We start from the raw sequence: 23,524 nt of genomic DNA, 5'->3' as shown, positions 1-23,524 counted from the left end.
ACATGCGCGGAAGTCTTGCGCTGGCGATATTGGCTGCGATGACCTCGACGGCGCTGGCCGGCGGCGGTTTCGACATCGTCGTGCCCAATCGCCCCGGCGTGCCCATCATCATCAATGGCGTCGACGCGTCCTACGCCGTGGTCGAAAGCGCGATGGGGCTGGCCCGCAACGACTCGATGGTGCCGACCGTCTATGGCGGCCGCCCGATCGATCCCCAGCCGAATGTCGGCCATTATTATCCGAGCCTCGGCCACATGCCGGGTTACGGCCGTCTCGAGATCGAGCCACCGGCCAACCGCCGCCTGCCGCAGCCGGCCGAGAGCTATCATGAATCGTGGTCGGCCCGGTCAGCGCCACTGCCGGCGCAGTCCAGCGTGCCGGTCGATCCGCCGCCGGTGATCTACGCGCCGCAATTCAACGGGCCGCAGCCGCTGCCGGGACCGGTCCCGCGGCCACCGCGTCCCCGAGGACCCTAAATCAACTGCTCCAAATCAACAGCCCCTCGCGGGGCGCCTTCATAGCCACCAAGAGCTAAGCGACGAACAGAGAGACCATCAGGAGAGAGTAATGCGTCAAATGATCAAAGGACTGATTGCGGCCGTGGCCGTCATGGTGACCGCGCCCGCAATGGCGTGCGGTTTCAACCCTTGCGGTGCGCCGGTTTATGCCGCGCCTGCCGTGACCTATGGCTGCGGCGGCTGCGGTGGCTACGGCTACGGCTACGGCTATGGCGGTTACGGCGCAGTCGAACGCCTGCCTGACCCGGATGCGGCCTACCCCGATGCAGCGCAGCAGTACTATTACGTCAACCAGGGACCGAGCTACGCCGGCCCGGGCAATTGGGCGCCGCGTCCGTACTACCGCCAAGGCTATGGCCGCCCGTATTACGGCTATCGCCACTACGGCTACCGCCATCACTATCGGCACTACGGCTATCGCTACGGGTACGCGCCGCACCGCTACGGCCATCCGGTGCTGCGCCGCTACTACTGATCCAACGATCGATCGAAAAGATATCAGCGCCCGTTCGCGTCAAGCGAGCGGGCGTTTTCGCTTACATCAGCCCGAGCCGGCTGGCGCCGATATAGAGCGCGAGCACACAGGCGTTCGAGACGTTGAGGCTCTTGATCTCGCCCGGCATGTCGAGGCGGGCGACGACGCGGCAGGTCTCGCGCGTCAATTGCCGCAAGCCCTTGCCTTCGGCGCCGAGCACCAGCGCGATCGGCTGCTGCAACTGAACCTTGCCGAGATCCTCGGTGCCCTCGCTGTCGAGGCCGACGGTCTGGAAGCCGTGGTCGTTCAGTTCGTTCAGCGCGCGCGCCAGATTCTGCACGGTCACCATCGGTACCAGCTCGAGCGCGCCGGAGGCGGACTTCGCCAGCACGCCGGTCGCCTCCGGGCTGTGGCGGGCGGTGGTGACGATCGCCTTCACCGCAAATGCCGCTGCCGAGCGCAGGATGGCGCCGACATTGTGCGGATCGGTGATCTGGTCGAGCACCAGCACGATGCCCTCCTGCGCCAGCGTGTCGATGCCGGGCGAGGGCAGGGGATCGGCCTCCGCCAAAAGGCCCTGATGCACGGCATCGGGGGTGAGGCGCCGGTCGATATCGCCGGGCCGGACGATCTCCGGGGTGACCCGGGTCGCGATGTTTTCGTCGGCAAGGCGCTTGGCGGCGTTCTCGGTGAGGTAAAGCTTGCGGATCTGGCGGTCCGGGTTGGCAAGCGCGGCCGCCACCGTGTGCCAGCCATATAGAATCACCGGCCCGTCGGAACCGGATTCGCGCTCCCGCCGGGCCGGCGGGCGGCCGAATTTCGGCCCTTTTTGGAAGGGTTTACCGCCCTTGCCTCGGAAATTGGGTCTGCGGTCGCGATCACTCATGTGAGGCTTGTGTCACGGCTCCCGAATATTGGCAATTTAACCGGCAAATAGGCGGCCCGCTTGGTTGACTTTGGGGACCGCCTTCGCCCATAAACGCGCCCGACCGCGCACCCGTTTGGGGTCGGCCGGTTATCAGCGTCATTTCGATGACCCGGTCCGCCGCCACTCGCGCGGCCGGTCTGATGCTGTTGGACGGGGGAGTGTCCCGAGTGGCAAAGGGAGCTGACTGTAAATCAGCCGCCTCATGGCTTCGCAGGTTCGAGTCCTGCCTCCCCCACCAGCGTTTTCAATAAGTTACATGGTGGGTGCTTCCCAGTTGCTACGTGCTTCCCAAATTTGGGAAGCGCATGGGAAGCATTGCAAAATCGACGCTACGCAGCGCGACTAGCGGCCCGCTGTGCAATCCAATCGTCGATCTCGGATTCGATCCAGCCAACACGGTTCTCGCCAAGCTGAACGCGCCTGGGAAATTTGCGCTCGGCCTCCAGCGTATAGAGATGACGGCGGGTGTAGGTGATGCCGCGAGTGTCGTTCAGTTCGCAATATCGAAGCAGCTTGGCCGGCTTTCGATTGTCGTTGGCAGCTAAGGGTGACGTCAAAATTGGCTCCTTTGAAAAATAGAAACCGCTCGCGCTAAATCGCACGAGCGGGGCGTGAAGCTGGCAGACGTTCAGTTTGTCCAAGCTGGCTCAAGGTCGGAATTGAGCCAGGTTTGCGGACGGACGAAGCCGGGCCATTTGACCAGCGAAGTTTTGTCGCCAGCTTCAACAACGACGCCCGTAACGCATTCGTCATTGCCAGCTTCAACAACACCTTCACCGAACTGCGGTGCCCAGCGGGACAGCTCATCGGCGCGATAGAAGGCTTCCTCGGCTCGCGTGATCCGCGCGACCATGTAGCCATCTTCACCGCCACCGATGATCGAAACGACTCCATCTGTGGTTCTGGCGTACGCGCCGGCCTCGAAAGAGCACGGCTCAGCGCCGGAACGACCCGGTTGGATGCTCACATTCATGTCTACTTACCCCAAAGGACCGACGCGTCCCGAGCGCAATGTATGGCACATTGTCGCCAAGAAAGCAACTAAGTCATTGAAATAGCTTAATAAGTAGGATCGACGGTCCTATCAGTCAGAACATCCTGAAGAGATGAAGCTTTCGGCTACTTGCCTTGATGTTCTATTTTTGTTCTTATCAATCTCGATCCTTCGAAGGGGCCGAGAATGCCAGACCTCGATTACATCCGGCGAGAAATCGAACACATGCGCGTCCAGGTCGGACGCCAGCGCAGGGAGATTCTTCAGCTGCAGAGAGCGGGTCTTTCGACAGCCTCAGCCGAGCAGCTGCTTGGACGGATGCATACCAAAATTGATGATCTTTGCGTTCAGCGGGATCGGCTCAAAAAGGAAATGCCCAAGCCCAAGAACGCGCTTGGCGGCCGAAGCTGGTGATGCAGTCAGGTTGCCAGCATTAGCAAAATTGCGCTGCAGGGTTACTCTGCAAAAGTAATCGCGGAAAATGACGACGCGTGAACTACTTATGCACATAGCGCTGGACGGCGATAGAGAAGATTATCGGCGCGAGACCAAATGTAAATTTTCTATGAAGAATTTTTCGTATCGCACTGTCGCTTGTGACACGCGTGAATCTGCGCGCTGATTCAAAACCTTGCTTTCGCAACTCTGCGTCGGCAACACCGCAACAGTCGCGAAGAGTCTCGACCCCCGTCGAATCCACGGATTGTCAGAAAATTCCCTTGGTGTAACTGTCGTTTCTGCAAGGACGACTTGAATCGCCCTTTGAATCCGAAGGGTTAGTTCGAAATCTCTCGAAGCCAGCTAAGTCGCGCGATGTCGTCTCGCGCCACGGAGAAACTCGGTCATGTCAGACAAGCTGTTGGTTAGTTTGTGGGGCCTGAGCATCAACGCTGAGGGCCTTTGGGCGATTGGTGCCGCAACGATCATTGTGGGTATGGTTGCAGCGATCGTTTTCGCTCGGTCCACCTTGAGCAAGCCGCACTCAATTCGTGGTAGTACGAAGGATGAAATCCATTGAACACTTTAGGGGCGTCTGATGTTTGGGTGGCGAAAGAAGCCGGACGTAGTGCTTGAGCCGCGTGTCGAAGAGTTCCCCGACGAAGCTGAAAAGGTGGTGAAGATAAAACACTTCTGCTGGATGGGTAAAATGAGTGCGGATGCGTACGCCGGTTTTTCAAAGGAAGAACGCAAAGAAGAGTTCGGCCAATACGAATTGAACCGCTATCAAAAGATGTTGCTCGAAGCGACCAATCTGGCCCGTGAGCTACGTGATGAGTTCTACCGCGACAGCGCTTTGCATTTCATTATCGGCCTGCTCATGGCTTTTGGTGACGAGGCCCAAGCAAAGAAGCTCTACTCGGTCATCGAAGTGGACATTATCCAAGACGCGATACTGAAGGACTACCCACGCCTCGCGGCAAGGTTTTAGGTGGTCTCTTTCCAGGCGGAGAAACAGCCGAAAGCCATAAAGCCCGGGATGCTCCATAGCGGTAAGTCAAAAAGCCAATCGATGATTTTCTGTGCGCCAACCCACGTTGTAGAGGGTACGTGCCAGCCTAGAAATTGAATGCCGTACGAAATCGGAAGCGGCGTCCAATGGCCGGTCTGAAGCCACAGGACCGCTTGGTAGGCGGGTACACATGAACCGATCAGCAGAAAGCCAACGCCCATCCAAAGGGCGCTCTTGTCCTCTTCGCGCGGTTTGACGTTCGCGAAGTATTTTAGAACCTCTTTTTCTTCAGGTGTGGTCATAAGAGCCCCCAAACTTGGAGCACATCTTACAACCACAACGGCAGATTCCTAGGCCGTGAATTCGCGCCCATGTGGCGTGGGCCTCATCTCCATACGCTTGAACTCGCGCAAATAACTTCGGCCCATGGCAAGCCGCTCCCGCCGCGTTGATGCCTTGTATCTTTCGACGGCAATCTTGAAGTCGTTGTAGCCCTCATGGCCCGGTTCAGGGTGAGAATCCCATACCTCGGGATCGGAGAGCGTCATGAGAGTTTCCCACGCCCTCATTTCAGGCGAGTACGTGCTTGTAGCGCGACTGTAGAGGATGATGCTGAACCCGATGCCAGTCCTTGCGTGAACCTCATCCGGCTCCATTTGTGCTTCCGGGTCCTTGTCCGCGTGCTTTAGAAAATTTGAGATCGCGTTGAACTTGTGCCAACCAATCTGCTCAATAAGTTTCGAAAGCGGTCTCTCGAAACCATCGTTGGCGATAGTCGGATAGATATCCCACAGGAGCCTGAACGAAGCGCGGGACAGCGTAATCACCGAACTTAGGTCATCATCGTTCAAATAAAGTCGGATGGCGCAATTTAGCTGTCGCTTCGCCGCTTCTAGCTTTGATATTTCCATTCTGAGATTCCGAAGTCGAATGCAGAAGATTCTCTTAGGGCTTCCGGTGTCCTCGATACCATAGACCAGCCTGTCCAAGTTCTATCCCGCATATTGATCCCAAACGGTAGACGCCAACTCTCTCAATTAACAAGCCAGAGTCAGGAAGAGGGAAGCGGCGGCCTACGGGCCGCCCCATTGTCATTGTCTTGTCCGGTAAGGTGCTAGGCGGTTCGGAGTTGGCGATGCAGTGGTCCGACGACAACGCCGACAAACCACCTTCGGCGTGGGGCTATCAGCCCGTCCACGCAATCATCTTGGCGATCGACCAGTATGCGGAGTCTGCTCTGGGGCACCGGAACTCTTTTTGAATAAGCCGCGCTCAATTGGTGGTAGTAGAAAGGTGGATATTTCCTGAGGGCTACTTTATGGACGTTGATAGGTTTTTGAAGGCCAGTGTCGATTTGTATTACTCGGCACCCGGCTTTTTCAACTATAGCATTCCGATTCTCATCGGTGGATACCTTGGATTTCTCTGGGCCGGATATGGATTCGGCAAATGGGTCCAGCAGTCGGAAATAGCGGGACTAAAAGCTACCAACGATGCGGGCAAAGCCCAGAATGACGCGCTGAAAGCGCAGAACGATGTCGGAAAGGAGAGGGCGATCGTTATGGAGGAGCGTCTGAAGCTGGCGAAAGAACAGCAGGATATCTCAACGAAAGAAGCTGCCGCGCTGAAAAACGAACTAGGAAAACTGAAAGGGCAGATTGAAAGCAGGGCACCGCAGCTCGAACTCCAAAATTCCACATCGGTTATCGAAGGCAATTTAAACCGCCTGATAGGCGCCAGCACCGCTGCCTCACACTATCTTGGACATGTAAGCACGGGATTCGACGAAAATGGTCGGCTAACCTGGAGGCCCATACGTCCTGACGAGGAGGAAAAGCTTCTTGGTCTGAAGCCTAAAACTGGCGCCCCTTCTCCAAAGCGCTGAGGTTCATATGCCAAAGGATGAGAAGATTCAGGTAGAGTTCGGCTTCAGTCCCGTTGAAGTCTCGCACCCGCACATGAAGCAGTTCTTGGAGTTTCTTGAGGACTTCAACAAAGAGACGGAGCGAGGCACGGCATTGGCCGCTACGGCCTTCATTGATGACCTACTAGAACGCACTCTCGTGGCGTTTCTAATTCCCAACGATAGTGGTCAGGCTCTGACGAGCGGCTTCAACGCTCCACTGGGCACCTTCGCTGCCAGGATTGCAGCCTGCCACGCTATGGGTTTGATTTCAGAAAGCGAGTTCAAGGAGTGCCAGATTCTGAGAAAGGTAAGAAACGAGTTTGCTCACAGGGTCAGAATGTCCTTCGATGATCCAAAAGTGAAAGGACTCTGCTCTGGCCTGACCTTGTTTGGTGAGTGGGAGGACGGTCAGCCGCTCTTACCAAGAGTTAAATTTAGCATGTCAGCAATTGCGATCATCATGAACCTAACGAACCGCCCATATCATGTTGGCCAGCAGGCTTTAAAATATCGCGATTGGAAGCGTTAGTTTGACCAACCTCCTTGCGCTACGAGCTCGCGCAGCCTGGCGCGGGCGACTAAGCGAACTTGACGCTAGTTACTATCAAGGAGTTAAGCCGTAAGCATCAGAATTGCGAAGCAACAGAACCTCAGTAAGGCAACTAGAGCGAGAGTCGAAGACCTACTTAAGCGAACGCCAATCCATTCGCCCATTCTTCAGTAACGTATGATGTAGACACGCCGGCATTCGCTGCTGCGCGTCCCACGGCCATGATGCTGGCCACGGCCGGGTCGATGCGGTCGATCGACCTCGCTTTATGCGGACGCCGGTTACCGCTGGCGTCTTCCATGAACACCAAGTTGCCGACTGCCCAGCGCAGCAGTGGGTTGCCACCGTGAACTAAGCGCCGCTCGAATAGGGCTTTCTCAAATTCGATGACAGGCGCAGCAAACGTGGCAAGGTTCTGCGGAAACTCAGCAACGGGCAGGCCGTCTTCGGCTAGCGAGTCCATCATCTGCCGTGCCGACCACCGGTCAAACGCGATTTCCTGCACGTCGAAAAGCTCGCACATTTCACGAATGGCGGACTCTACAACGCTAAGATCAACAGTGTCACCCGGAGTGGGGCTCAAATAGCCCTGATCCCGCCACAGGACGTATGGCACGTGGTCAACATCCGATCTTTTTCGGATGCCTTCCTCCGGAGCGAACGAACGGACGTGCAAGGCGTACCGGGGTGACGGCTCGTTGTCGTTCGCTGGCGTCGGCATCTGAATGCAGGCCGTCACTGCGGTGAGATCGGTTACCTTACTGAGATCGGCCGCCAGCCACGCCTTACAGCCCTCAAGGTCCGCGATATCAAACGTCTCGCTGCCTTCGTCCCATACTGCCAAGTCAAACGCGGGAGATGCTGCACCATCAAGCCACATGCCGAGGTGCAGACGCTTGAATACTTCCCGCTGCGCCGGCCTGTGTTCGGCTTCTCGAACGAACTTCCGTAGTCCGTCCATGTCTGGGTAGCCATGGGCGAGGCCAGGATTTGTATCCCGCCATACCTGCTCGTCCCGCCAGTCCGCGCCATCAGCAGCCTGAAACAGAATCGGCAGGAACGAGTCGTCAATGACCGTGCCATCAGCAACGCGTTTCGCGTACTCGTACATGTCCCACGCAATCGTGGTCTGTCCAACGCCGGCCGTGGTTGCGATGAATAGGAGCGAACCGGGTGTTTTGTTCAGACCGGATGTAATGGCGTAATAAAGGTCACCCTTCTTGAACTCGTGAAGTTCGTCCACAAAGGCAAGGTTCGGTGTGCGCCCGTGGGCAGTGGCGGCATCGGCCGACATGGCCCGATACTGAGCGCCGGACTTCTCGTGCGTGATCCTGTTGTTGGTCGACTGAACACGGGTTGCCTCCACCAGGCGAGGATGGGCGGCAATCATGCCTGCCATCTCATCAAGCGTTAGCCGTGCCTGGTCGCGATCGTTGGCGATCGACACCGCCAAGCCACGCGGCACGCGCTCTGGTCCGACGGTGTGCAGCAACTCGATCGCGGCGGCGAGGGTCGTCTTCCGGTTGCCGCGTCCTATCAGCATGAAGACGGTTTTGATGCGCCGCTGCCTGTTCGGAAGGGTGTCACCGTAGATGCGGCGAACAATCCGTTCCTGCCACGGGTCAAGTTGAAACTGTTTCTTGGGCAGGTTGCTCTTGGGGTGCCGAAGAGCCTTGATGAACCTTACTGCACGCTCGCCGTAGCCGTGAGGGTCGGGTAGGGGGCTATTGTCAAATATCCATGCCAGCGAATTCGTCGGTGTCTTCATCGTCGGTAGCGCCGCCTTTATTCTTTGAGCGACTAGCTGGTGTGATCCCGCATTCAGCCGCGAGCCGTCTAGCGGCCTCGATATTCTCTTTGAGCAATGTTGTTTCTGGCCGGCGTTTCGACTCACCGGTTGGGCTGACGTATGTCAGGCCAGACCTTTGAATGACGGCTTCGGATTCGCGGATGCGAGCAACGGCCAGGCAATAGGACTCGACGGTGGATAGTTCGTGCGTCGCTAGGCTTCTGGCCTTCACGAGCGCCGGCACGACGCGCGCCCATTCAGCCTTGGCGAACTTGGGCAGCCACCTAGGCGCCGCTGGTGCCGTTTCTAGTGCGCCGGATAGGGCGGTTATGTTAGGCTTGCGGCCTTTCATTGTGGAGCTTTCTCGCAATTCGAATGACGCCGGGCTCTAACCAGATGTCGGAATACGCGGTAGTGACGGTCGGTGCAGAGGATGTTTGGCCTCCTGCCAAGTTTAACGATCTGGAATCGGCCTTTCGTCATGCAATTAGAATCGCAAAAACGTTTAAGGGTGTAACGGGAAGTCCGCGTTTTCAGGTCATCGGACCTGGCTCCGATCCCGGCGTCTGGTCGGTGGACGGACTTTTGTTCATGGAAGACGTAATTGACCAGTTTGCCCCTGTGACTGGTGGCTGAAATCTCCAATTCGGCAAAATACCGAACTTTGGACCCATGCGGTCAGGGCTCCCTTTAAGCAAAGTTGGCGAGCCGTACCGGGGTGTGCCCAAAGCCACCATCCTTTTTAGCGGTCTTGCGCGAGTGGCATGGATGACAGAGCCAATGCAGGTTGCTCGGCTCATCGGTACCGCCAGCATTGCGGGCTAGCTTGTGGTCCAGGTGGAAACCGGGCTTCCATGGCCTAGAGCAAGCCGCACAGGGCGTGTGCGGCGTAGCGGCCCTTAGAACCTGCCAGTCCGTGCCATAGCCTCGCTGGCTCGCGCTGGGCCGTGCTGCCCGCCTTCGTTGCTGGCATGCGCAAAGCGCACCACCGGCCACGCGGAAACCACACGGGCAGATGCGTGCGTGCTTCATTAGGTTTGCCGTTGAGAGTGTCGAAATGCGTGGTATCGGTGATACGGATTGTCGACCGGGATGATGATGGCAACACCTACGGATGTGGCGGACTGGATGCTAGCCGAGTTGCTAAAGCGTGAGCCAGATGGCTTTCGCCAGAACGATGCCGCGATAGCTATTCAACGGCGCTTTGGCGAGGCTTATGTTTACCGAAACGCCAACTTCAATCTCGCCATAGACAAGTTGGTCCTGGCGGCGTTTCGTCACCTAACACGAGATACGGTGGTGTGGGATAGAGAACGACGGCACTGGCGACTACGACGGCCAGACGACACGCCGGGCAAGCGACAGTATTAAGCCCGTTGACGATTCTACGCGTAGTGATGGCTAGTGCGGGGATGACGCACTAGCCGTGACCGCTCGGCGAGGATTTGAGACTCGCTCTGTGGTTGTTGGATATCTGAGCCACCCGGTTACACAGGTCGAGGGCGGATGACCCGGGCTATCCTTAGCCCTTTGCCTTCCCTCGAATTAGATTACTACTGAGGCGGGTTCGGCGTAGGCGAACTAGCCGGATTACCCTGAACCCACATGCCCGCAACAAACAGATTGCCTGTATTGTTGGAAGGGGTGATCGTCGCCTGAATGTATCGCTTCGATCCGATGTAGCCGATCTTGCGGCATTCGATATCGTCAGCAAACGTGAAGCTCGCTAACGCTGGCGTTCCGGTCAAATCGGTTGCAGCAACTGCGTTCGCGCCGGCCATCGCGGGATCGTTCGATTCACTGATTGTCAGGGCGAACGTCGCGTCCGCATCCGTCAAAGTGCCTGTGACAAGTGCCAGCACGGCGGAGCCGAAACCAAGCACGTCCAGAATGGTGGAAACCTGGGCGGTGTTGTCGGTGACTGCAGCGGCCGGAGCAAATGCCGGCTTGAAGTGCACCTGATTCATGAGATCGCGCAAAAATAAGTCCTTCGAAAATGAAACAGAAAAGGGGCCGGGAAGGTGAGTCCCCGGCGCAGGATATTAGGTGGTCGAGATTTTCAGCTTGCGAAGCGCTTCTGCCTTACCGACACCACCGGCCACACGTCGGCGCCCATGGAACCGGGTCATGCCGTTGGTGGCCTGCGAGTAGGGGTCACGAAGGACCGAGAGCGAGATGCGATCGAAGATGCGATAGCCCTGCGAAAAATCGCCGAACACGATGGGAGTAGTGTTGGCACCGATATCGGGCATATCGGGAGCTTCGATCACAGGGCGACCCAAGATCGTCGTGACAGGGGTATTGTCCAGTCCGGCAATATTTACGAGGTAGCGGCCCTGTCCGTCCTTGAACTTCCGAACCGTGCTCAATGTGGTGCTATTCATCATCCAAACACCGTTGGCGCGATACGGCACCTTCACGGCATGGAAGAGGTCAATCAACGGGTCAGGCGAGGTTACGTTGCTAGCGCCGCCAGAGGGCGTGTAAGCGATCGTGGTGTCTGAAAGGAAACCCGTGGGTGAAAGCTGGCTGGCACCGCCGACGAATGCCTTACCTTCCTCGTAGCCGAATTCTTCACCGAATTCGAAAGAGAGCAGCGAGTTAATATCGAAGGCGCTATCTTCAAGCGTGGAATTCGCAACATCGACATAGGCCGCAAGCTCGCAAACCGTGTATCGGTTCTGGCCGAACGTCACGGTCGTTTCTGGACGCGCACCGGTTTCACCGACCCATGCCGCAGTCATGCCGCCAGTTCGCTTGGGCCAAATCACGGCAGGCGAGCCAGTCGGCAGTACGCGAGCCACCTGACGAACAGGCGAATATAGGACGACGTTACGATCGAGTTCTGTATTGAACTGGTCAGGCGCCAGGTAACCGCCAGCCGTGTTGTCGGACACGCGGAGCGACTTAGCTTCCTCACCCAAGGCTTCAGGGCCGCGTCGAATGAATTTCTCAAACGCCTTGGTTTCGGCTGTCGGTTCCTTGTTGTCGTTGGCGTGCGAGCCGGGGCGGTTGAGTTTCAGTTCTAGATCGTCAATCCGCTTCTTAAGCGCGGCCTCGTTGTCGTTGGCGGTCTTCTTGTTTGCCTCAAACGCAGCCGTCATATTGGCAAGAGCGGTTTCAATCGCCTTGGTTTCGTCACCTTCGCTCTTGGTCTCAAGTCGCAATGAATTCGTGTTCAAAAATGTAGTCCTAATGTAGGGCAGCAGTAGCCCGGTTGATTGCCTGTAAAAGGCGAGAAAAATCCGTGTGCTTCACACGACTAATGGTCGCACTGGGCAGCATTGGAAACGTGACGACCGAAATTTCGTGAAGTTCAAGTTCGTTCAGCAATCGAACTTTTTTGGTTTGATCGTAGCTTTCTTTCTTGGTTCGGTAGCCAATCGAAAGACCATCCAACGCACCGGCTTTGAGCAGGGCGTAAGTCTCGCGACCTTTGACTGTTTCGAGGATCAACTGACCTGTGGCCTTGAGGCCGCGCGAGTCTTCCTCGATCTTCGTCCATACTCCGATAGGTTCTGACGTGTCATGACCGCGAAGCATTTTCACTTTGGCGGCCGGCTTGCTTTTCAGGCTCTTAGTGAAGGCGCCTGGCTGAACAGAATCTCCGCCAAGATCGGTGAGTCCAAACAAGCTGGCATAGCCGGTGAAAGTGCCGTCTTCCGCGACGGCTTTAATATCGAATTCGAAACAGTCGCCTGTTTCCTTGGTGGTGGTCATGCCGCTTGTTTCTCCGGCGCGTTGTTATCGTTGGCTGCATTTGGTGCTGCGCCAACTGGTTCGTTTAGGGTCTCGCCACCCGCAATCGGTGCGCGGTTTTCAAGCGCACGAGCCTCGTTTGCGAGAAGATAGGGGCCGCCGACGGCCTTCACCATTGCGGTTGTGCGGTCCTGGAGGTTGGCCGCTGTGAGTTCCGACGTATCAAATGCAATGAACGTGTCGATTCGCTCTTCTGTTGTCAGAAGTGATCGGCTCAAAGCGCCGGTCCAGTTCACGAGCCACGGTCCAAGCGTAAAGTCGATAAAGTTTCGTCCCAGCTCTGCGGCGTTTGCCCAGGTGACTCGGCCAAGCTCGCTCAACAAATGAGGCGGCACCCGGAAGGCGCGCGAAATCTCGTCAAGCTGAAATCTGCGAAGTTCAACGAACTGCATGTCAACGCTGTTGAACGCGAGCGGCTGAAAATCAGTTTCGCTATCGAAGATAGCGGTACCGCCCGAAGATCCAGCGTTGTGGCTGGCTTGCCATTGTCCCTTGATGCGCTCTAGCTGTTCCTTGGTGAGCTTCTGACCCTTAAATTTTAGGATTCCGCCAGGCCGTGCCGCGTTGCCCATGAGCCGTGCCGCGTGGCCTTCTAGCGCCAGAGCCAGCGCGATTGCTTCACGTGCGCTCTGAATTGGCGCAATGCCAGTGAATCCGTTTGTTGACAGCGCCTTGATATGGATGATGTCGGTGTAGGGGTATTTGCGCCGTTCGCCAGCTTGATTGGTGATTTCGTACGTGGGCTCACCGCTGTTGATGTCGACCGTTACAGCGACCGACGTAGGAATAAGCCGCAGTATCTCGCGGACCTCACCGCCGACGCGATTTACGAAGGCGTATGCGTTGCCGTGCAAGAGGGTGTCGACTTGCATCTGTAGGCGAAAGTCGTAACTGCTTGTCCAACCGTTCGGCTCGAAATAAAGAAGCCGGTAAAGTGGATGATCCTTTGCCACGGTCTTGGCGGTGCCGTTGCCCTTCAAGATATTGACCGGCAGCGAAGCCACCGACTCGGCGATAACACGCACCGCAGCGTTCACGGCAGGAACACGAAGCGCTGTTTCCGGGCCGACGTTGACACCGGAGAGAGTAGAAACTCCCTGGCCGAATATCGCAGCTAGGAGCGGGTCGCTAAGGTCGTACGTCGCAGACTTGGTCCCAAACCACCTGAGGGGATTAAGCTGCATACGCGGCGCCTCGAATTCCAAGGTCGGCGCCGATCTGCGCAACTACACGGCCGGGAATCTCAATAGAGCGTCGGACGGCCAACAGGGCGTGCTGTTCGAAGATGGTACCATCGGCATAGAAATGCTCACCGTGACCGTCGCGATCATGCAGAATGACTTCCGGCCACGTCTGCACAATGCGTAGGGTCCTCTCGGCTTCATCGCGGTCGCCAGCCCATATGCTAGTGACCCATGCCTCAATCGCGTCGCCGGCCTTGTCGTGTTCGGCTTCAACAAGCCGCGTGAGGCCCGAATATTGATTCACGGTCGCTGGCGCCTGGCGAACCTTGTCGGCGGCAAGGGCGAGGAGGATGTTGGCCAGGTCGATCGGCTTGGCGATGGCGCCGCGCCCAAGCTGCAGAAGGCCAGCGTTCTGAACCTCGCGTGCCGTTTGCTCGACTTTGGTTCTTGATAAGTTGGTCCGGTCAATAATGGCGCGGACCATCGTCGCGACGGTGCGCGTCATAATGGAGTCCAGTTTAAAAAGTTGCGGAGTTCGAATTCAAAAAAAATAGCCAGACGCACGGGCGGTCAGCCGAGCGCTGGCGTTAAGGCAATAAAAAACCCGCCGAAGGGGCGGGTGTCGGTGTCCTTGAGACACCTTCGGCAGGCAACTACATTATGCGCACAGAAATGTACAAAAAGCAAGTTGAAGTGACCGCACCAAGGTATATCGTTGATAAAGCTAACGTTTATTACAGGCGTTTTTCCAGTATTGGCGTTTCGAAATACGACTGAATAAAGGCGAATACTTTCGGCGGGGGCAGGCGCATATCACCGTAACTATCCGGTAGCCGACTGTCTCGGCCGCCAATGAGTGCAGGTTTAGGAGAGCCTCGGGATCACCTTTTGGTGGCCTCACGCAAAACCGACGCTTGCGATCTAAATGCGTTTTTTCGCGCGAAAGTCGCTCCAAAGATATCGTTGATTGATGAGCGGCGAACGAAGCAAGGAGTAGACCGGCCTCTCGGCAAGAATCCATCTTTGGTTGTCCTTGTCCGTGGCGTATAGTGTTTCCATCCACTGGCCGGGGCCTCAATAAATGCCCAAGATATTCGTCTCCTACCGAAGGGGTGATCTTCCCGATCTGGTAGATCGGATTATCGACCATCTCGGCTCCCATTTTGGCAGGGAGGAGGTTTTTCGAGACATCGATGGCATTGAGCCTTCAACGGATTTCGCAAAGAAGATTGGAGAGGCACTACGTGAATGCAAAGTGCTCGTAGCGTTGATAGGTCCCGATTGGACGGCCATTACGCCAGACGGAAAGCGCAGGATCGACCACGAGGATGACTGGGTTCGCCTTGAATTGTCGGTCGGAATGACAATTAACCTCCCCGTCGTGCCCGTAATACTCAATCAAGCCGCGTTACCGGTCGGAGAAGCGTTACCCAGCCAAATCCGCAGCTTGAATCAACTCCAAACTCTTCGCCTCGAGTCGGGCAGAACCTTTCCAGCGGACATCGCCAAGCTGATATCCGCTATCAGCCGATATGCGTCGGATGCGCCGCAATGCCGCGCTGACGTTGAGTCTACTCGAACCTGGTTCGCCGCCTTTTTGGCGATAGGAAAATTGAAGATATCTCTTTCAATTGTTGCAACGTGTCTGTTCCTTGTTGTTGCCGCAGGTCTGCTCATCGGCAGAACTACGAACACGGACTATAGTGCGACTGCGACGCATGTTATCAAGGCTGGGAAGCCCGTTGGCATTACCAACTCGACAAACTCAACGGTGCGATAGCAATTCTTGGCATCTTGTCGCCAGCGACGGCCCCCGGAAAGCGCCAACCCGGTTGTAGCCGGGTTGGCCTGCAGTTTTTATAAGGCCGCGTACTCGATGCGCCCCATTGCTTTGACGGTAGCCAGCAGAGTCTTACCGTGGAAATCCGACGTGTCTTCTGGCTCTAGTATGCCGGTGGCATGCCGCACCTGCGCATAGAATTCCTGACCTTCGCTCTGCGCATCTTCGTCGGCAGATAGAAGTTTGAAGGCATGTGAAAATTCAATGCCCTCGTGGATTCCCTCCTCAATGCGATACGCCAATATTAACGGTCGTTCTTCGCTGAAACTGCTGCCAGTGATTTCACTTGCAACAATCTTGACCAGATGCCGCCCGATCGGCGTTTTCGGTGACAGACCTGACTTGCCGATCTCATTTGGCTTGCCGGCCTTGCGCGGGCCATTCTCTCGTTTGCGGGCTATAGCCGCCTCCTTGGGGTTTTCGTACGGCTCTGGCAAGTCTTCTAGATATCGCTCTTCTGCGAGCCAGACGTGTAGGTGCTTCCACCACTTCCGTTCGGTGCCTGTTTGCTCGTAGTGGGAAGCCCAGGCAGTGGCTTTCGCCACGAGGTCGGTATGCAGCGCAGATGACGGCGCCAACGCTCTGTACGCGGCCTGTGCCTTGGCACGATGGTGTTTGCGAGGAAAGGCAGCCCAAAGCTCTTCGAAGCTTCCCGGGTCCACCGCCGAAGCCGCCGGGTCGGCCTCTAGGCCGGACACGGGCGGTGCCGCAGGCACGGCGGGGGTATCTTCATTCCTACTTACCGTAAGCCCGCTTGTCAGCGGGTTACGTAAGTAGGATTCGGTATCGTCAGCAATACCGCTAGAAGCGCTAGAGGTATCGTCAGCGATACCGCGAGGGGTATCGCCTACAATACCGCTAGTAGTGGTATCGCCCGCAGTACCTCTAGAACCGTCATTAGAGGTATCGTCCGGAGAACCTCTAGAGGCGCTAGCGGTATTGTCCACGAAACCGCTATCAGAATGTCCGTTTAGTTTTTTGTTTTTTGCAAGAGGTTTATTGTTTTTTGCAAAATCGAGTTCTAGGCCATATTCCGTTGGCCGGGTACCGACGCCCTGCCGAATGATGCTGAGTACGCCTTGATCGACGATACGTCGCAAGGACGCAATAATATTTGGGCGAGTCGCGGCGGTGGCCTGTTGCAGATAGCGAAGGCTGACTCGGGCGTTTCCGTGCTTGCTCCAATAGCGGTCGATAACGTGGCTGGTAATCATCATATCCAAGCGCGTGGCCCACGGCGCGTCAATGACGGCACGGAGCAATTTGTATTGGCTCAGAAGAGAACCCGGGTCGGTGGCCGTCGAACCGACGGCTAACGATTGCTTCATCTGTCTGCGATCAAGCGCGAGTCAGATTAGTGTGCAGGTTGTCGAACCATGCCGCAAACGTGGCAGGATGCGTACGAAAGCAAACATCACGGTTTGCGTCGGTTACAGCAGCTAGGAAGTGGCTGTCGCTCTCGTTGTAAAACGGTGCGATCCTTTCCCACATTTGGTCTGTAATTTCGATTTGGGATTCAAGTTCAAGCAATCTCTGCGCTGCTCGATCGTTGCGCGGGTCTTGAGGGAAGTTCTTTTGCTTGACCTGGCGCCAAGACGAGGTGCCGATAAAACGGTTGGAGCAATAGAAATGAAAATCTTCTCTGGTATTGGTCATTACGTCTTTTCAAAAATGATGATGATGAAATTCCCGCAAATCGGCGGGTCGATTGCAGCGCAAGAGAAAAAGCCGGGCGTTGCGGACCGGTGGACGACTCGTTAGCCTGTATTGCCACCCAGCTTAATGTGCGGTTCGGCCGGCTCGATCTTTTGTTCGTCAATGGAAGCCGCAACGATATCGCGGCTGTACACCTTGCGGTGCTCCGTCCCATCAAATTCAAAGACGAAGCTAAAGGGTGACCATTGCTTTGAGAATTCAGACTCTTCTATGCCGTCGGTGCCGTTCAGTTCGGCACTGAATAGGTTGATCTGAGCGTTGGGTGGAATCACTCCCGCGTCTCTGACGGGCACCAGCATTACGTTGCGTCCATCAACGACCTTTATGGTCGCCTCTAGACGCACTCCCGTGATGCCAGATATCAAGTATGCATTGTTCAGTTTTATTTCTGTGTCGCCAATATTCTTCCCTTCGATGTTGATTGAAATAATGTCTCTCCCGCCATCACCTCGCGGTGACCAACGAAGATGCGGAATTGCTGCCCACGCGAGTGGCGTGCCTTCCAACTTCCGTTCGGCTACTTCGTACTCATAGATAATGTTGGGCCGGGCCGGTTTCGCAGAACCGAATTGCGAAGTTCTGATGAAGTCGGCGGGAATACTGACTGGCCCGCTATTCGGGTCCGGTGCCCTCCCATCGTAGGTGACGATCAATTCGTCACGAGCATTCAAGGTCAATCGGAAATTCGCGACTGTCGGCGTGCGGGTCCCGTATATCGTGACCTCCAGGTCACAACTCTTAAAGCCGGGGATGTAATACATGTACTCGTCTTTGCCCGGCTCGAAGAACATTTGTAGTGTTGGGTCTCCGTCTTTACGGGCACAGACGCTGATCTTTTTTGTTTGTCCGGGCCTAAGATGAAACGGGCCGCCGCCATCTCTCTCTCGATTTCTTGCAGTCCGCAGAGGTAGTGGAAGATTCGGTTTATAGATGGTGGTCATGTCGTCGACTTGGTTGCCGTGCGGGCCAGACGATCGAATCGGCCTCATGTCTGTGATTACCGCTAAGCAGTTCTGCAGGTCGTCTCCCGAATCGTTCTTGATCTCAAATTCAAAAACGCGACTGTCCATGAGCGGAAGAAACCCGCATTGGAAATTGACGACCTTGATCTTGGCACGAAGTTGGTCTTCGAGTTCGGCTATGCGCAACAAGTGCGAATTGCGTCGGTCGAGCCATTTCTTCGACCCATCCAGAATGATGATTGCACAAGCGGCCGCGACAAATGCCAGGCCCATGATGACGGATGGCGGAAGACCCTTGAACCATGAAAGCCACGCGCTCACGAGGGCCGCCGCTGGCGGGCAAACGTATTGTACAATCGTCCACAGGTTTGAGGGAGAAAATAAATCCTTCAGCCAAGACATACTTTGTCTCCACGCCCGAACTCTAAGATGAGTTGCGAAGCCAGACGATACGCGATTTGCGGTCCATGTTCAGCCTGCCTTCACGGCCTTTATCACATGTTCCTCCCATTTGGTCAGCGCGGCAAGCTTCTGACGGAGATAGTTCGCGTTGTTGTACACGCGATCCATGTCCTTCTTTGAGTGGTTCAGAATCGACTCCGAAACTTCACCCATCACGTCTAGGTCTTCGGACATTTTGGTTTTGCCGGTGCGCCTAAGATCGTGGAGAATCCACGGCTCGTTGAATTTCACAATTTCGTCGAGCTTCTCTTTCATGTGCGTGTAATTGGCAAAGCCAGTGTCCCACCTGCCAAATACCATCGTTCGATCGTCAAGCTTGCGTGACGATATTATTTCGTAAGCAAGCGGGGCGAGCGGGATGATGTGCTTTCCGCCCTTCTTGTTCTTGACGCGGCTCTTCGGAAACTCGACTCGCTTCTCAGCGAGATTGATTTCCGACACCCGCATGCCGCCAATTTGGCTCTCACGCTGCAGGGTCAACACCATAAGCTTAAGGACGTCGCGTTCGTCGTCGGAAAACACGTCGCTGGCTAGAGCGGTCCAAAGACGCTGCAGTTCGCTAGCACTTAGTTCGCGGTCGCGTTGAACCTCTGGAGCCTTGTTCGTCTTGTCGACTGGATTATGGGTGCAGTGGCCTTCACCGATCGCCCAATTGAAGAATTTGGACAGAGCGGAACGAGCGCGGTTCATAGTAGTTGTGCCCGTCTTGCGGATTTCCGCCAGTTGTAGGGCGACGTCAGTAATCTGTATGTCGTCCAGCGGCATGCCGTGGAGCGCCTTGAAGTGGACGTTCAACGCGCGCTTGTTATCGTTGTAGTACTTCGGCGCCCATTCTGACTTGAAGGCTTCAAGGAAGGGGTCAATGTAAACGTCGAAGGTCTTAGCCGCTTTGGCCACCGCCTTCTTCCGCTGGGTCGCTGGATTGATCTTTTGGGCGACTAGGTCAAATACGGCCTTCGCATGGACCTTGGCGTCAGTGAGGCTCACCTTACTGGCGTTGCCCAGCGTGGTACGACCAGACTTCGTGCCGATGCGGTATTGAGCAACATAGTATTTCCGTCCACCGCTGCGCACCCGTAGACCGAAGCCGGGCATGCTTTCGTCAAACTCGATATGGTCGGACTTTCCGGCTGGCGCCTTGAATGCCCTGACGTTGGCTTCGGTGAATTTCATGTAGGCGGCCCCTCGAATTGGGAAGCATATGGAAAGCACTGAGAGTGCGTCCGACTGCTTTCCAGCTCCCAATAATCAGCCACCTTTCCATTATGGCCGCGAAAAACGCAAGGGGAGTGCTTCCCAGTGCGCACCACTTCCTATTGAGAATCTGACTGTAAATCAGCCGCCTCATGGCTTCGCAGGTTCGAGTCCTGCCTCCCCCACCAGCCTTCGCTCGCTTCGCGAGCTACGGCTGGGCAAGCCAGCAAAAACTCCATCGTAGCGAAGTGAGCGAAGGCTTCCGCGCCGAAGCCCGGAGGGCGAAGGCGGGCTGTATCTGACGCGCACCAACTCCCACTCCATATGCGCGCACATCTCCACCAGCATCTTGCTGCCGCAGGCGCCACTCACCCTCGCAAACCACGCCGCAGCAGCTTGGCGAAATCCAGCGCCATCTGCGACTGCGCCTCGTGCGTCGGGGAGAGGATCGCGATCTGGTACTGGATCTTCGGCTTGAACGGGCGGATGGCGAGGCCCTCGGTGAAGGGCTTGCTCACCACCGGATCGACGATGCCGACGCCGCGGCCCTCAGCGACGAGCTGGCACGCGGTCGAAAAAAACTCGGTCTCCGCCACCACGTTCCAGCGCGCGCCATATTCGGAGAAGGCGGATGCCAGTTGCTGGTAGATCGGATCGCCGCGAAACAGCGTGACGAACGGGACGCCGTCGAGGTCATCAGGGGTGATCTGCTTCAGCTTCGCGAGCGGATGCGCATGCGGCAGCATGCACACGCACTCATACGAGAACACCTCCATGTGCGAGGTCGGATAATCCAGCGGCAGCTCGGCGACCGCGAGATCGAATTGCTGCGTCGAGATCAGCTCGCGGACGGTCGCGGAATTGCGCGTGATGATCTTGATCTGCAGTTCGGGCTTGTCCCTGGCGAACTGCGACAGCAGGCGCGGCAGCAGGTTGATCGAAATGCTCGGATAGGCCGCGATCGCGAGGTGACCGCGCCGCCCGGACCTGATTTCGGCCGCAACGCGCGACGCGTTCTCGGCGGCTTCGAGGGCGCGCGCCGCCTCGACATAGAACAGCTTGGCTTCCGGGGTCGGTTGCAGGCGGCCGCCGCGGCGCAGGAACAGATTGAGGCCGGTCTCGTGCTCAAGGCCCGCGATCATCGTGCTGATGCCGGGCTGCGACATGCCGAGCAGTTCGGCAGCCCTTGTCATGGTGCCGTGGAGCATCAGGGCGCGGAAGCATTCGAGCTGTCTGAGGCGCATGAGCGACTATACGAATCTGCTATAATGGACACAATTAATATTATTAGAATTACATGACGAGCGGTGCTCCAATGGCGCGCAACGAGCCATTGAGGAGGCACCAAATGAACGCAGCGACCATCGATCTGACCGGCGCCCGTCTGATTCCGGCCCGCAATGGCGTGGCGGCTCGCCTGGACGCGGGAGCGACGGTCGTGGTCGTCAACACGCATGGCAAGCAGGTGGTCGATACCTGGGCCTTCAATGCCCGCGACACCGGCGAGTTCATGTCGATGGAGCACAGCCGTGCATCGATGCTGCGGCTCATCCCGCGCGTGGGCGACACGCTGACCACCAACCGGCGCCGCGCGATCCTCACCTTCGTCGCCGACACCACGCCGGGAATCCACGACACCTTGATCGCGGCCTGCGACATTCACCGCTATCGCCAGCTCGGTGCGGTCGGCCATCACGACAATTGCACGCAGAATCTGGCGCACGCGCTCGAGAGCGTCGGCCTGTCGGCTGCGGTGACGCCGGCGCCGCTCAATCTGTTCATGAATGTCCCCGTCACCGACAATGGACAACTGGACTTCAAGTCGCCCGTCAGCGAGGCCGGGCAGTATGTGGCGCTGCGTGCCGAGATGGATCTGGTCATCGTGTTCTCCGCCTGTCCGCAGGACATGGTGCCGGTGAACGACATGCGGCCGACCGACGCTCATTTTCTCATCGCCTGATCCAGGCCGCGCGGAGAACCGATCATGCGCAAGCTGCCGCCGCTCAATGCCGTCCGCGCGTTCGAAGCCGCGGCGCGTCACGAGAGCTTCACCGCCGCCGCCAATGAACTCTGCGTCACGGTGACGGCGATCAGCCACCAGGTCCGGCAGCTCGAAGCGATTCTGGGCCACAAGTTGTTCGAGCGTTCCGGCCGCACGGTCGTGCTGACCGCGGAGGGCCATGCGGTGTTCCCCATGCTGCGCGACGGCTTCGACCGTATGGCGAGCGCGTTCGCCGCGATCCGTCCGCCGGCCGATGGCGATGCGATCACGGTATCAACCACGCGTGCCTTCGCCGAGCGCTGGCTGATGCCGCGGCTCGCGCGCTTCAACGCGGCGTTTCCTCACCTCGTCGTCCACATCGATGCGACCGAGGAGGTGCGGAAGCCGGGCGCCGACGGCGTCGATCTGGCGATCCGCTACGGACGCGTTGATCGCGCCGGCGAGACATCTGTGCTGTTCAGCGATCGCTACATTGCGGTTGCGGCGAGCGCGATTTGTCCGCCCGGTGTTCGTCTCGGCATTGACGACGTCCGCTCGCGCTCGCTGCTGGCGTTCCGCTGGAAGAACGCCGCGCTGGATTCGCCGGCGTGGTCGGCCTGGCTCGCGGGGGCCGATCATGATCCCGGCCGGGACTTCCGCATCTCCTGGTATAGCGAGGAGCCGCTGGCGTTGCACGCCGCCGAGCGCGGGCTCGGGCCGCTATTGTGCAGCGATGCGCTGGTGGACGAGCAATTGCGTCAGGGCACGCTGCGCCGGCTCGACGGTCCCGCGCTTGCGGGCTTCGCCTATCGTCTTGTCGATGCGCCGAGTGCTACCCGGCGCAAAGCGGCGTTCATCGACTGGCTGCGGGCCGAGGCGGCCACCTTTCGTGCGGCTCCCGAACAGGTCATGACACGGGCTGCGTGAAATAGGGCAGGGTCTCGACGCGGACCTGGTAGGTGCCCGCCTTGACCAGGCCGTCGAGATGCGCGGCGATGTCCTCGAGCGATGCGAACCAGACCTTGCGTTCGGCAACGACCCGCTCGAGCCAGCGCTCCACCACGCGCCAGCGGGCGAGCCGGCCGGTCAGGAACGGGTGCCAGATCCCCATCCAGAATCCGCCGGCCTCATAGGCCGCCTCGAACTCCTCGAACGAGGCGGCAAGGCCCTCGCTCGGCGATTTGACCGGCATCATGTAGCCGATCTCCGCGTAATGGGCGAAGGGCGGCCAATCGTCCGATCCCCAGTGCGGCGGCATCTCGTAGAGCGACCCGCGCGCGGTGCGCATCTGGTACGGGATGTCGTCGGCCATCAGCGACGAATCGTAGACAAAGCCGTGCTCGATCAGGAGGTCGATCGTGGTCTGGTTGGCGTTGTAGACCGGTGCACGGTAGCCGCGCGGCTTGCGCCCGGTCATCGCGACATGAATGTCCAGCGCGCGTTCGAAGGCTTCGCGCTGCTGCGCCGAGGAAATCTCGGTCGGATCCTCGTGGATGTAGCCGTGATGGCCGATCTCGTGGCCGCTCTTGAGGATCGCCTCCACCGCATCCGGATAGCGCTGCATGGTCCAGGCCGGCATGAAGAACGATTGCTTCAGGCCGAGCCGGCGATAGGTCTCCAGGATGCGCGGCACGCCGACGGTCGGCCCGTAGCGTCCCATCGTGATCGGGTAGAGCCGGTCGAAGGAGTCCTTCGGCCGGGCGATGTGGATCAGACTGTCGGCGTCGACGTCGAACGTGATCGCACAGGCGCAACGCGCGCCGTTCGGCCAGGGGATGGGATTCTTTATCATCGGATCATCCTCGTGCAGCCGACA

At 57.6% G+C, this 23,524-nt stretch carries 30 protein-coding genes and 1 tRNA gene; 12 read left to right on the top strand and 19 right to left on the bottom strand.

Annotation, left to right across the window (positions count from 1 at the left end; all coding sequences use genetic code 11):
* Positions 1-2 precede the first annotated feature (2 nt).
* Both JQ573_RS09960 and JQ573_RS09955 read left to right on the top strand, forming a co-directional pair.
* A complete protein-coding gene (locus JQ573_RS09960; protein WP_212309782.1) occupies positions 3-476 on the top strand; it encodes a hypothetical protein in 474 nt (157 codons plus the stop codon).
* A 91-nt stretch (positions 477-567) separates the two neighbouring features.
* Positions 568-993, top strand: coding sequence for a hypothetical protein (locus tag JQ573_RS09955; protein WP_212309781.1), 426 nt, complete (start codon positions 568-570; stop codon positions 991-993).
* 61 nt (positions 994-1,054) lie between these two features.
* Here JQ573_RS09955 and rlmB read toward each other — a convergent pair whose 3' ends face one another.
* The gene (gene rlmB / locus JQ573_RS09950) at positions 1,055-1,879 is read right to left on the bottom strand and encodes a 23S rRNA (guanosine(2251)-2'-O)-methyltransferase RlmB (RefSeq protein ID WP_212309780.1); all 825 of its coding nucleotides are present in this window, start codon (positions 1,877-1,879) and stop codon (positions 1,055-1,057) included.
* A 194-nt stretch (positions 1,880-2,073) separates the two neighbouring features.
* On the opposite strand from rlmB, the gene JQ573_RS09945 reads away from it, so the two are divergent.
* Positions 2,074-2,159 (top strand) — tRNA-Tyr (locus JQ573_RS09945).
* 91 nt (positions 2,160-2,250) lie between these two features.
* Here the strand turns inward: JQ573_RS09945 and JQ573_RS09940 are convergent.
* Positions 2,251-2,562: an AlpA family transcriptional regulator gene (locus tag JQ573_RS09940; RefSeq protein ID WP_249131576.1), complete on the bottom strand. Its 312-nt coding sequence runs from the start codon at positions 2,560-2,562 to the stop codon at positions 2,251-2,253.
* Entirely contained in the window at positions 2,550-2,894 is a 345-nt protein-coding gene (locus JQ573_RS09935) for a hypothetical protein (protein ID WP_212309779.1), read from the bottom strand. The genes JQ573_RS09940 and JQ573_RS09935 overlap by 13 nt, the downstream gene beginning before the upstream one ends.
* A 207-nt stretch (positions 2,895-3,101) precedes the next feature.
* On the opposite strand from JQ573_RS09935, the gene JQ573_RS09930 reads away from it, so the two are divergent.
* The 3 genes from JQ573_RS09930 (at position 3,102) to JQ573_RS09920 (ending at position 4,344) form a co-directional block, all read left to right on the top strand.
* On the top strand, positions 3,102-3,329 hold the full coding sequence (locus tag JQ573_RS09930) for a hypothetical protein (protein ID WP_212309778.1): 228 nt from the start codon (positions 3,102-3,104) through the stop codon (positions 3,327-3,329).
* A gap of 430 nt (positions 3,330-3,759) precedes the next feature.
* The gene (locus tag JQ573_RS09925; RefSeq protein ID WP_212309777.1) at positions 3,760-3,933 is read left to right on the top strand and encodes a hypothetical protein; all 174 of its coding nucleotides are present in this window, start codon (positions 3,760-3,762) and stop codon (positions 3,931-3,933) included.
* An 18-nt stretch (positions 3,934-3,951) separates the two neighbouring features.
* Complete coding sequence (locus JQ573_RS09920) at positions 3,952-4,344, top strand: hypothetical protein (RefSeq protein WP_212309776.1); 393 nt, start codon at positions 3,952-3,954, stop codon at positions 4,342-4,344.
* On the opposite strand, the gene JQ573_RS09915 is transcribed toward JQ573_RS09920, so the two are convergent.
* Positions 4,341-4,667 carry a hypothetical protein gene (locus JQ573_RS09915; RefSeq protein WP_212309775.1) on the bottom strand — a complete coding sequence of 109 codons (327 nt, stop codon included), beginning with the start codon at positions 4,665-4,667 and terminating at the stop codon, positions 4,341-4,343. The two genes, JQ573_RS09920 and JQ573_RS09915, sit on opposite strands and share 4 nt — an antisense overlap.
* Before the next feature lie 48 nt (positions 4,668-4,715).
* On the bottom strand, positions 4,716-5,276 hold the full coding sequence (locus JQ573_RS09910; RefSeq protein WP_212309774.1) for a hypothetical protein: 561 nt from the start codon (positions 5,274-5,276) through the stop codon (positions 4,716-4,718).
* A gap of 407 nt (positions 5,277-5,683) precedes the next feature.
* On the opposite strand from JQ573_RS09910, the gene JQ573_RS09905 reads away from it, so the two are divergent.
* Together JQ573_RS09905 and JQ573_RS09900 are read left to right on the top strand one after the other, a co-directional pair.
* The gene (locus JQ573_RS09905) at positions 5,684-6,250 is read left to right on the top strand and encodes a hypothetical protein (protein ID WP_212309773.1); all 567 of its coding nucleotides are present in this window, start codon (positions 5,684-5,686) and stop codon (positions 6,248-6,250) included.
* 7 nt (positions 6,251-6,257) lie between these two features.
* Positions 6,258-6,800, top strand: coding sequence for a transcriptional regulator (locus tag JQ573_RS09900; RefSeq protein ID WP_212309772.1), 543 nt, complete (start codon positions 6,258-6,260; stop codon positions 6,798-6,800).
* 157 nt (positions 6,801-6,957) lie between these two features.
* Here the strand turns inward: JQ573_RS09900 and JQ573_RS09895 are convergent, their stop codons facing one another.
* The 3 genes from JQ573_RS09895 to JQ573_RS40905 all read right to left on the bottom strand — a co-directional run bounded on the left by JQ573_RS09895 (position 6,958) and on the right by JQ573_RS40905 (position 9,642).
* Positions 6,958-8,589, bottom strand: a complete 1,632-nt coding sequence (locus JQ573_RS09895; RefSeq protein WP_212309771.1) for a terminase large subunit — start codon at positions 8,587-8,589, stop codon at positions 6,958-6,960.
* Entirely contained in the window at positions 8,552-8,962 is a 411-nt protein-coding gene (locus JQ573_RS09890) for a phage terminase small subunit P27 family (RefSeq protein WP_212309770.1), read from the bottom strand. Before JQ573_RS09890 ends, JQ573_RS09895 begins: the two co-directional genes overlap by 38 nt.
* A 338-nt stretch (positions 8,963-9,300) precedes the next feature.
* Positions 9,301-9,642, bottom strand: a complete 342-nt coding sequence (locus JQ573_RS40905) for an HNH endonuclease (protein ID WP_212309769.1) — start codon at positions 9,640-9,642, stop codon at positions 9,301-9,303.
* A 60-nt stretch (positions 9,643-9,702) separates the two neighbouring features.
* Here JQ573_RS40905 and JQ573_RS40900 point away from each other — a divergent pair, with 60 nt between their 5' ends.
* Positions 9,703-9,981 carry a DUF6953 family protein gene (locus JQ573_RS40900; protein WP_409363118.1) on the top strand — a complete coding sequence of 93 codons (279 nt, stop codon included), beginning with the start codon at positions 9,703-9,705 and terminating at the stop codon, positions 9,979-9,981.
* 182 nt (positions 9,982-10,163) lie between these two features.
* Here the strand turns inward: JQ573_RS40900 and JQ573_RS09880 are convergent, their stop codons facing one another.
* The 5 genes from JQ573_RS09880 to JQ573_RS09860 all read right to left on the bottom strand — a co-directional run bounded on the left by JQ573_RS09880 (position 10,164) and on the right by JQ573_RS09860 (position 14,058).
* Positions 10,164-10,589, bottom strand: a complete 426-nt coding sequence (locus tag JQ573_RS09880) for a hypothetical protein (RefSeq protein WP_212309768.1) — start codon at positions 10,587-10,589, stop codon at positions 10,164-10,166.
* Positions 10,590-10,652: 63 nt separating this feature from the next.
* Complete coding sequence (locus tag JQ573_RS09875; protein WP_212309767.1) at positions 10,653-11,792, bottom strand: phage major capsid protein; 1,140 nt, start codon at positions 11,790-11,792, stop codon at positions 10,653-10,655.
* A 10-nt stretch (positions 11,793-11,802) separates the two neighbouring features.
* The gene (locus JQ573_RS09870; RefSeq protein ID WP_212309766.1) at positions 11,803-12,330 is read right to left on the bottom strand and encodes an HK97 family phage prohead protease; all 528 of its coding nucleotides are present in this window, start codon (positions 12,328-12,330) and stop codon (positions 11,803-11,805) included.
* Positions 12,327-13,553 carry a phage portal protein gene (locus JQ573_RS09865; RefSeq protein WP_212309765.1) on the bottom strand — a complete coding sequence of 409 codons (1,227 nt, stop codon included), beginning with the start codon at positions 13,551-13,553 and terminating at the stop codon, positions 12,327-12,329. The genes JQ573_RS09870 and JQ573_RS09865 overlap by 4 nt, the downstream gene beginning before the upstream one ends.
* The gene (locus tag JQ573_RS09860; RefSeq protein ID WP_212309764.1) at positions 13,543-14,058 is read right to left on the bottom strand and encodes a hypothetical protein; all 516 of its coding nucleotides are present in this window, start codon (positions 14,056-14,058) and stop codon (positions 13,543-13,545) included. The genes JQ573_RS09865 and JQ573_RS09860 overlap by 11 nt, the downstream gene beginning before the upstream one ends.
* A gap of 576 nt (positions 14,059-14,634) precedes the next feature.
* On the opposite strand from JQ573_RS09860, the gene JQ573_RS09855 reads away from it, so the two are divergent.
* Entirely contained in the window at positions 14,635-15,333 is a 699-nt protein-coding gene (locus JQ573_RS09855; protein ID WP_212309763.1) for a toll/interleukin-1 receptor domain-containing protein, read from the top strand.
* Between the two features lie 77 nt (positions 15,334-15,410).
* On the opposite strand, the gene JQ573_RS09850 is transcribed toward JQ573_RS09855, so the two are convergent.
* From JQ573_RS09850 to JQ573_RS09830, 5 genes are all read right to left on the bottom strand, one after another.
* On the bottom strand, positions 15,411-16,721 hold the full coding sequence (locus JQ573_RS09850) for a hypothetical protein (RefSeq protein ID WP_212309762.1): 1,311 nt from the start codon (positions 16,719-16,721) through the stop codon (positions 15,411-15,413).
* 10 nt (positions 16,722-16,731) lie between these two features.
* Positions 16,732-17,049, bottom strand: a complete 318-nt coding sequence (locus JQ573_RS09845; protein ID WP_212309761.1) for a hypothetical protein — start codon at positions 17,047-17,049, stop codon at positions 16,732-16,734.
* 101 nt (positions 17,050-17,150) lie between these two features.
* Entirely contained in the window at positions 17,151-18,473 is a 1,323-nt protein-coding gene (locus tag JQ573_RS09840; RefSeq protein WP_212309760.1) for a hypothetical protein, read from the bottom strand.
* A 69-nt stretch (positions 18,474-18,542) separates the two neighbouring features.
* Complete coding sequence (locus JQ573_RS09835) at positions 18,543-19,706, bottom strand: site-specific integrase (RefSeq protein ID WP_212309759.1); 1,164 nt, start codon at positions 19,704-19,706, stop codon at positions 18,543-18,545.
* Positions 19,707-20,095: 389 nt separating this feature from the next.
* The gene (locus tag JQ573_RS09830; protein ID WP_212309758.1) at positions 20,096-20,971 is read right to left on the bottom strand and encodes a LysR family transcriptional regulator; all 876 of its coding nucleotides are present in this window, start codon (positions 20,969-20,971) and stop codon (positions 20,096-20,098) included.
* 104 nt (positions 20,972-21,075) lie between these two features.
* On the opposite strand from JQ573_RS09830, the gene JQ573_RS09825 reads away from it, so the two are divergent.
* Both JQ573_RS09825 and JQ573_RS09820 read left to right on the top strand, forming a co-directional pair.
* Positions 21,076-21,687 (top strand): DUF1989 domain-containing protein, encoded by a 612-nt coding sequence (locus JQ573_RS09825; RefSeq protein WP_212309757.1) that lies wholly within the window; start codon positions 21,076-21,078, stop codon positions 21,685-21,687.
* 24 nt (positions 21,688-21,711) lie between these two features.
* Positions 21,712-22,635: a LysR family transcriptional regulator gene (locus JQ573_RS09820; RefSeq protein WP_212309756.1), complete on the top strand. Its 924-nt coding sequence runs from the start codon at positions 21,712-21,714 to the stop codon at positions 22,633-22,635.
* On the opposite strand, the gene JQ573_RS09815 is transcribed toward JQ573_RS09820, so the two are convergent.
* A complete protein-coding gene (locus JQ573_RS09815) occupies positions 22,616-23,500 on the bottom strand; it encodes a polysaccharide deacetylase (protein WP_212309755.1) in 885 nt (294 codons plus the stop codon). The two genes, JQ573_RS09820 and JQ573_RS09815, sit on opposite strands and share 20 nt — an antisense overlap.
* Positions 23,501-23,524: the final 24 nt, after the last annotated feature.

The organism is Bradyrhizobium sp. AUGA SZCCT0105 (assembly GCF_018129565.1).
Taxonomy (GTDB): domain Bacteria; phylum Pseudomonadota; class Alphaproteobacteria; order Rhizobiales; family Xanthobacteraceae; genus Bradyrhizobium.
The sequence above is the reverse complement of the archived record's forward strand: the minus strand, read 5'-3'. Positions and strand labels throughout refer to the sequence as shown.

Excerpts from the sequence above, each read along its gene's own strand:
- JQ573_RS09960 (WP_212309782.1), top strand. The coding sequence starts at position 3 with ATGCGCGGAAGTCTTGCGCTGGCGATATTGGCTGCGATGACCTCGACG.
- JQ573_RS09955 (WP_212309781.1), top strand. The coding sequence starts at position 568 with ATGCGTCAAATGATCAAAGGACTGATTGCGGCCGTGGCCGTCATGGTG.
- rlmB (WP_212309780.1), bottom strand. The coding sequence starts at position 1,879 with ATGAGTGATCGCGACCGCAGACCCAATTTCCGAGGCAAGGGCGGTAAA.
- JQ573_RS09935 (WP_212309779.1), bottom strand. The coding sequence starts at position 2,894 with ATGAATGTGAGCATCCAACCGGGTCGTTCCGGCGCTGAGCCGTGCTCT.
- JQ573_RS09930 (WP_212309778.1), top strand. The coding sequence starts at position 3,102 with ATGCCAGACCTCGATTACATCCGGCGAGAAATCGAACACATGCGCGTC.
- JQ573_RS09925 (WP_212309777.1), top strand. The coding sequence starts at position 3,760 with ATGTCAGACAAGCTGTTGGTTAGTTTGTGGGGCCTGAGCATCAACGCT.
- JQ573_RS09920 (WP_212309776.1), top strand. The coding sequence starts at position 3,952 with ATGTTTGGGTGGCGAAAGAAGCCGGACGTAGTGCTTGAGCCGCGTGTC.
- JQ573_RS09915 (WP_212309775.1), bottom strand. The coding sequence starts at position 4,667 with ATGACCACACCTGAAGAAAAAGAGGTTCTAAAATACTTCGCGAACGTC.
- JQ573_RS09910 (WP_212309774.1), bottom strand. The coding sequence starts at position 5,276 with ATGGAAATATCAAAGCTAGAAGCGGCGAAGCGACAGCTAAATTGCGCC.
- JQ573_RS09905 (WP_212309773.1), top strand. The coding sequence starts at position 5,684 with ATGGACGTTGATAGGTTTTTGAAGGCCAGTGTCGATTTGTATTACTCG.
- JQ573_RS09900 (WP_212309772.1), top strand. The coding sequence starts at position 6,258 with ATGCCAAAGGATGAGAAGATTCAGGTAGAGTTCGGCTTCAGTCCCGTT.
- JQ573_RS09895 (WP_212309771.1), bottom strand. The coding sequence starts at position 8,589 with ATGAAGACACCGACGAATTCGCTGGCATGGATATTTGACAATAGCCCC.
- JQ573_RS09890 (WP_212309770.1), bottom strand. The coding sequence starts at position 8,962 with ATGAAAGGCCGCAAGCCTAACATAACCGCCCTATCCGGCGCACTAGAA.
- JQ573_RS40905 (WP_212309769.1), bottom strand. The coding sequence starts at position 9,642 with ATGAAGCACGCACGCATCTGCCCGTGTGGTTTCCGCGTGGCCGGTGGT.
- JQ573_RS40900 (WP_409363118.1), top strand. The coding sequence starts at position 9,703 with ATGATGATGGCAACACCTACGGATGTGGCGGACTGGATGCTAGCCGAG.
- JQ573_RS09870 (WP_212309766.1), bottom strand. The coding sequence starts at position 12,330 with ATGACCACCACCAAGGAAACAGGCGACTGTTTCGAATTCGATATTAAA.
- JQ573_RS09865 (WP_212309765.1), bottom strand. The coding sequence starts at position 13,553 with ATGCAGCTTAATCCCCTCAGGTGGTTTGGGACCAAGTCTGCGACGTAC.
- JQ573_RS09860 (WP_212309764.1), bottom strand. The coding sequence starts at position 14,058 with ATGACGCGCACCGTCGCGACGATGGTCCGCGCCATTATTGACCGGACC.
- JQ573_RS09855 (WP_212309763.1), top strand. The coding sequence starts at position 14,635 with ATGCCCAAGATATTCGTCTCCTACCGAAGGGGTGATCTTCCCGATCTG.
- JQ573_RS09850 (WP_212309762.1), bottom strand. The coding sequence starts at position 16,721 with ATGAAGCAATCGTTAGCCGTCGGTTCGACGGCCACCGACCCGGGTTCT.
- JQ573_RS09845 (WP_212309761.1), bottom strand. The coding sequence starts at position 17,049 with ATGACCAATACCAGAGAAGATTTTCATTTCTATTGCTCCAACCGTTTT.
- JQ573_RS09840 (WP_212309760.1), bottom strand. The coding sequence starts at position 18,473 with ATGTCTTGGCTGAAGGATTTATTTTCTCCCTCAAACCTGTGGACGATT.
- JQ573_RS09835 (WP_212309759.1), bottom strand. The coding sequence starts at position 19,706 with ATGAAATTCACCGAAGCCAACGTCAGGGCATTCAAGGCGCCAGCCGGA.
- JQ573_RS09830 (WP_212309758.1), bottom strand. The coding sequence starts at position 20,971 with ATGCGCCTCAGACAGCTCGAATGCTTCCGCGCCCTGATGCTCCACGGC.
- JQ573_RS09825 (WP_212309757.1), top strand. The coding sequence starts at position 21,076 with ATGAACGCAGCGACCATCGATCTGACCGGCGCCCGTCTGATTCCGGCC.
- JQ573_RS09820 (WP_212309756.1), top strand. The coding sequence starts at position 21,712 with ATGCGCAAGCTGCCGCCGCTCAATGCCGTCCGCGCGTTCGAAGCCGCG.
- JQ573_RS09815 (WP_212309755.1), bottom strand. The coding sequence starts at position 23,500 with ATGATAAAGAATCCCATCCCCTGGCCGAACGGCGCGCGTTGCGCCTGT.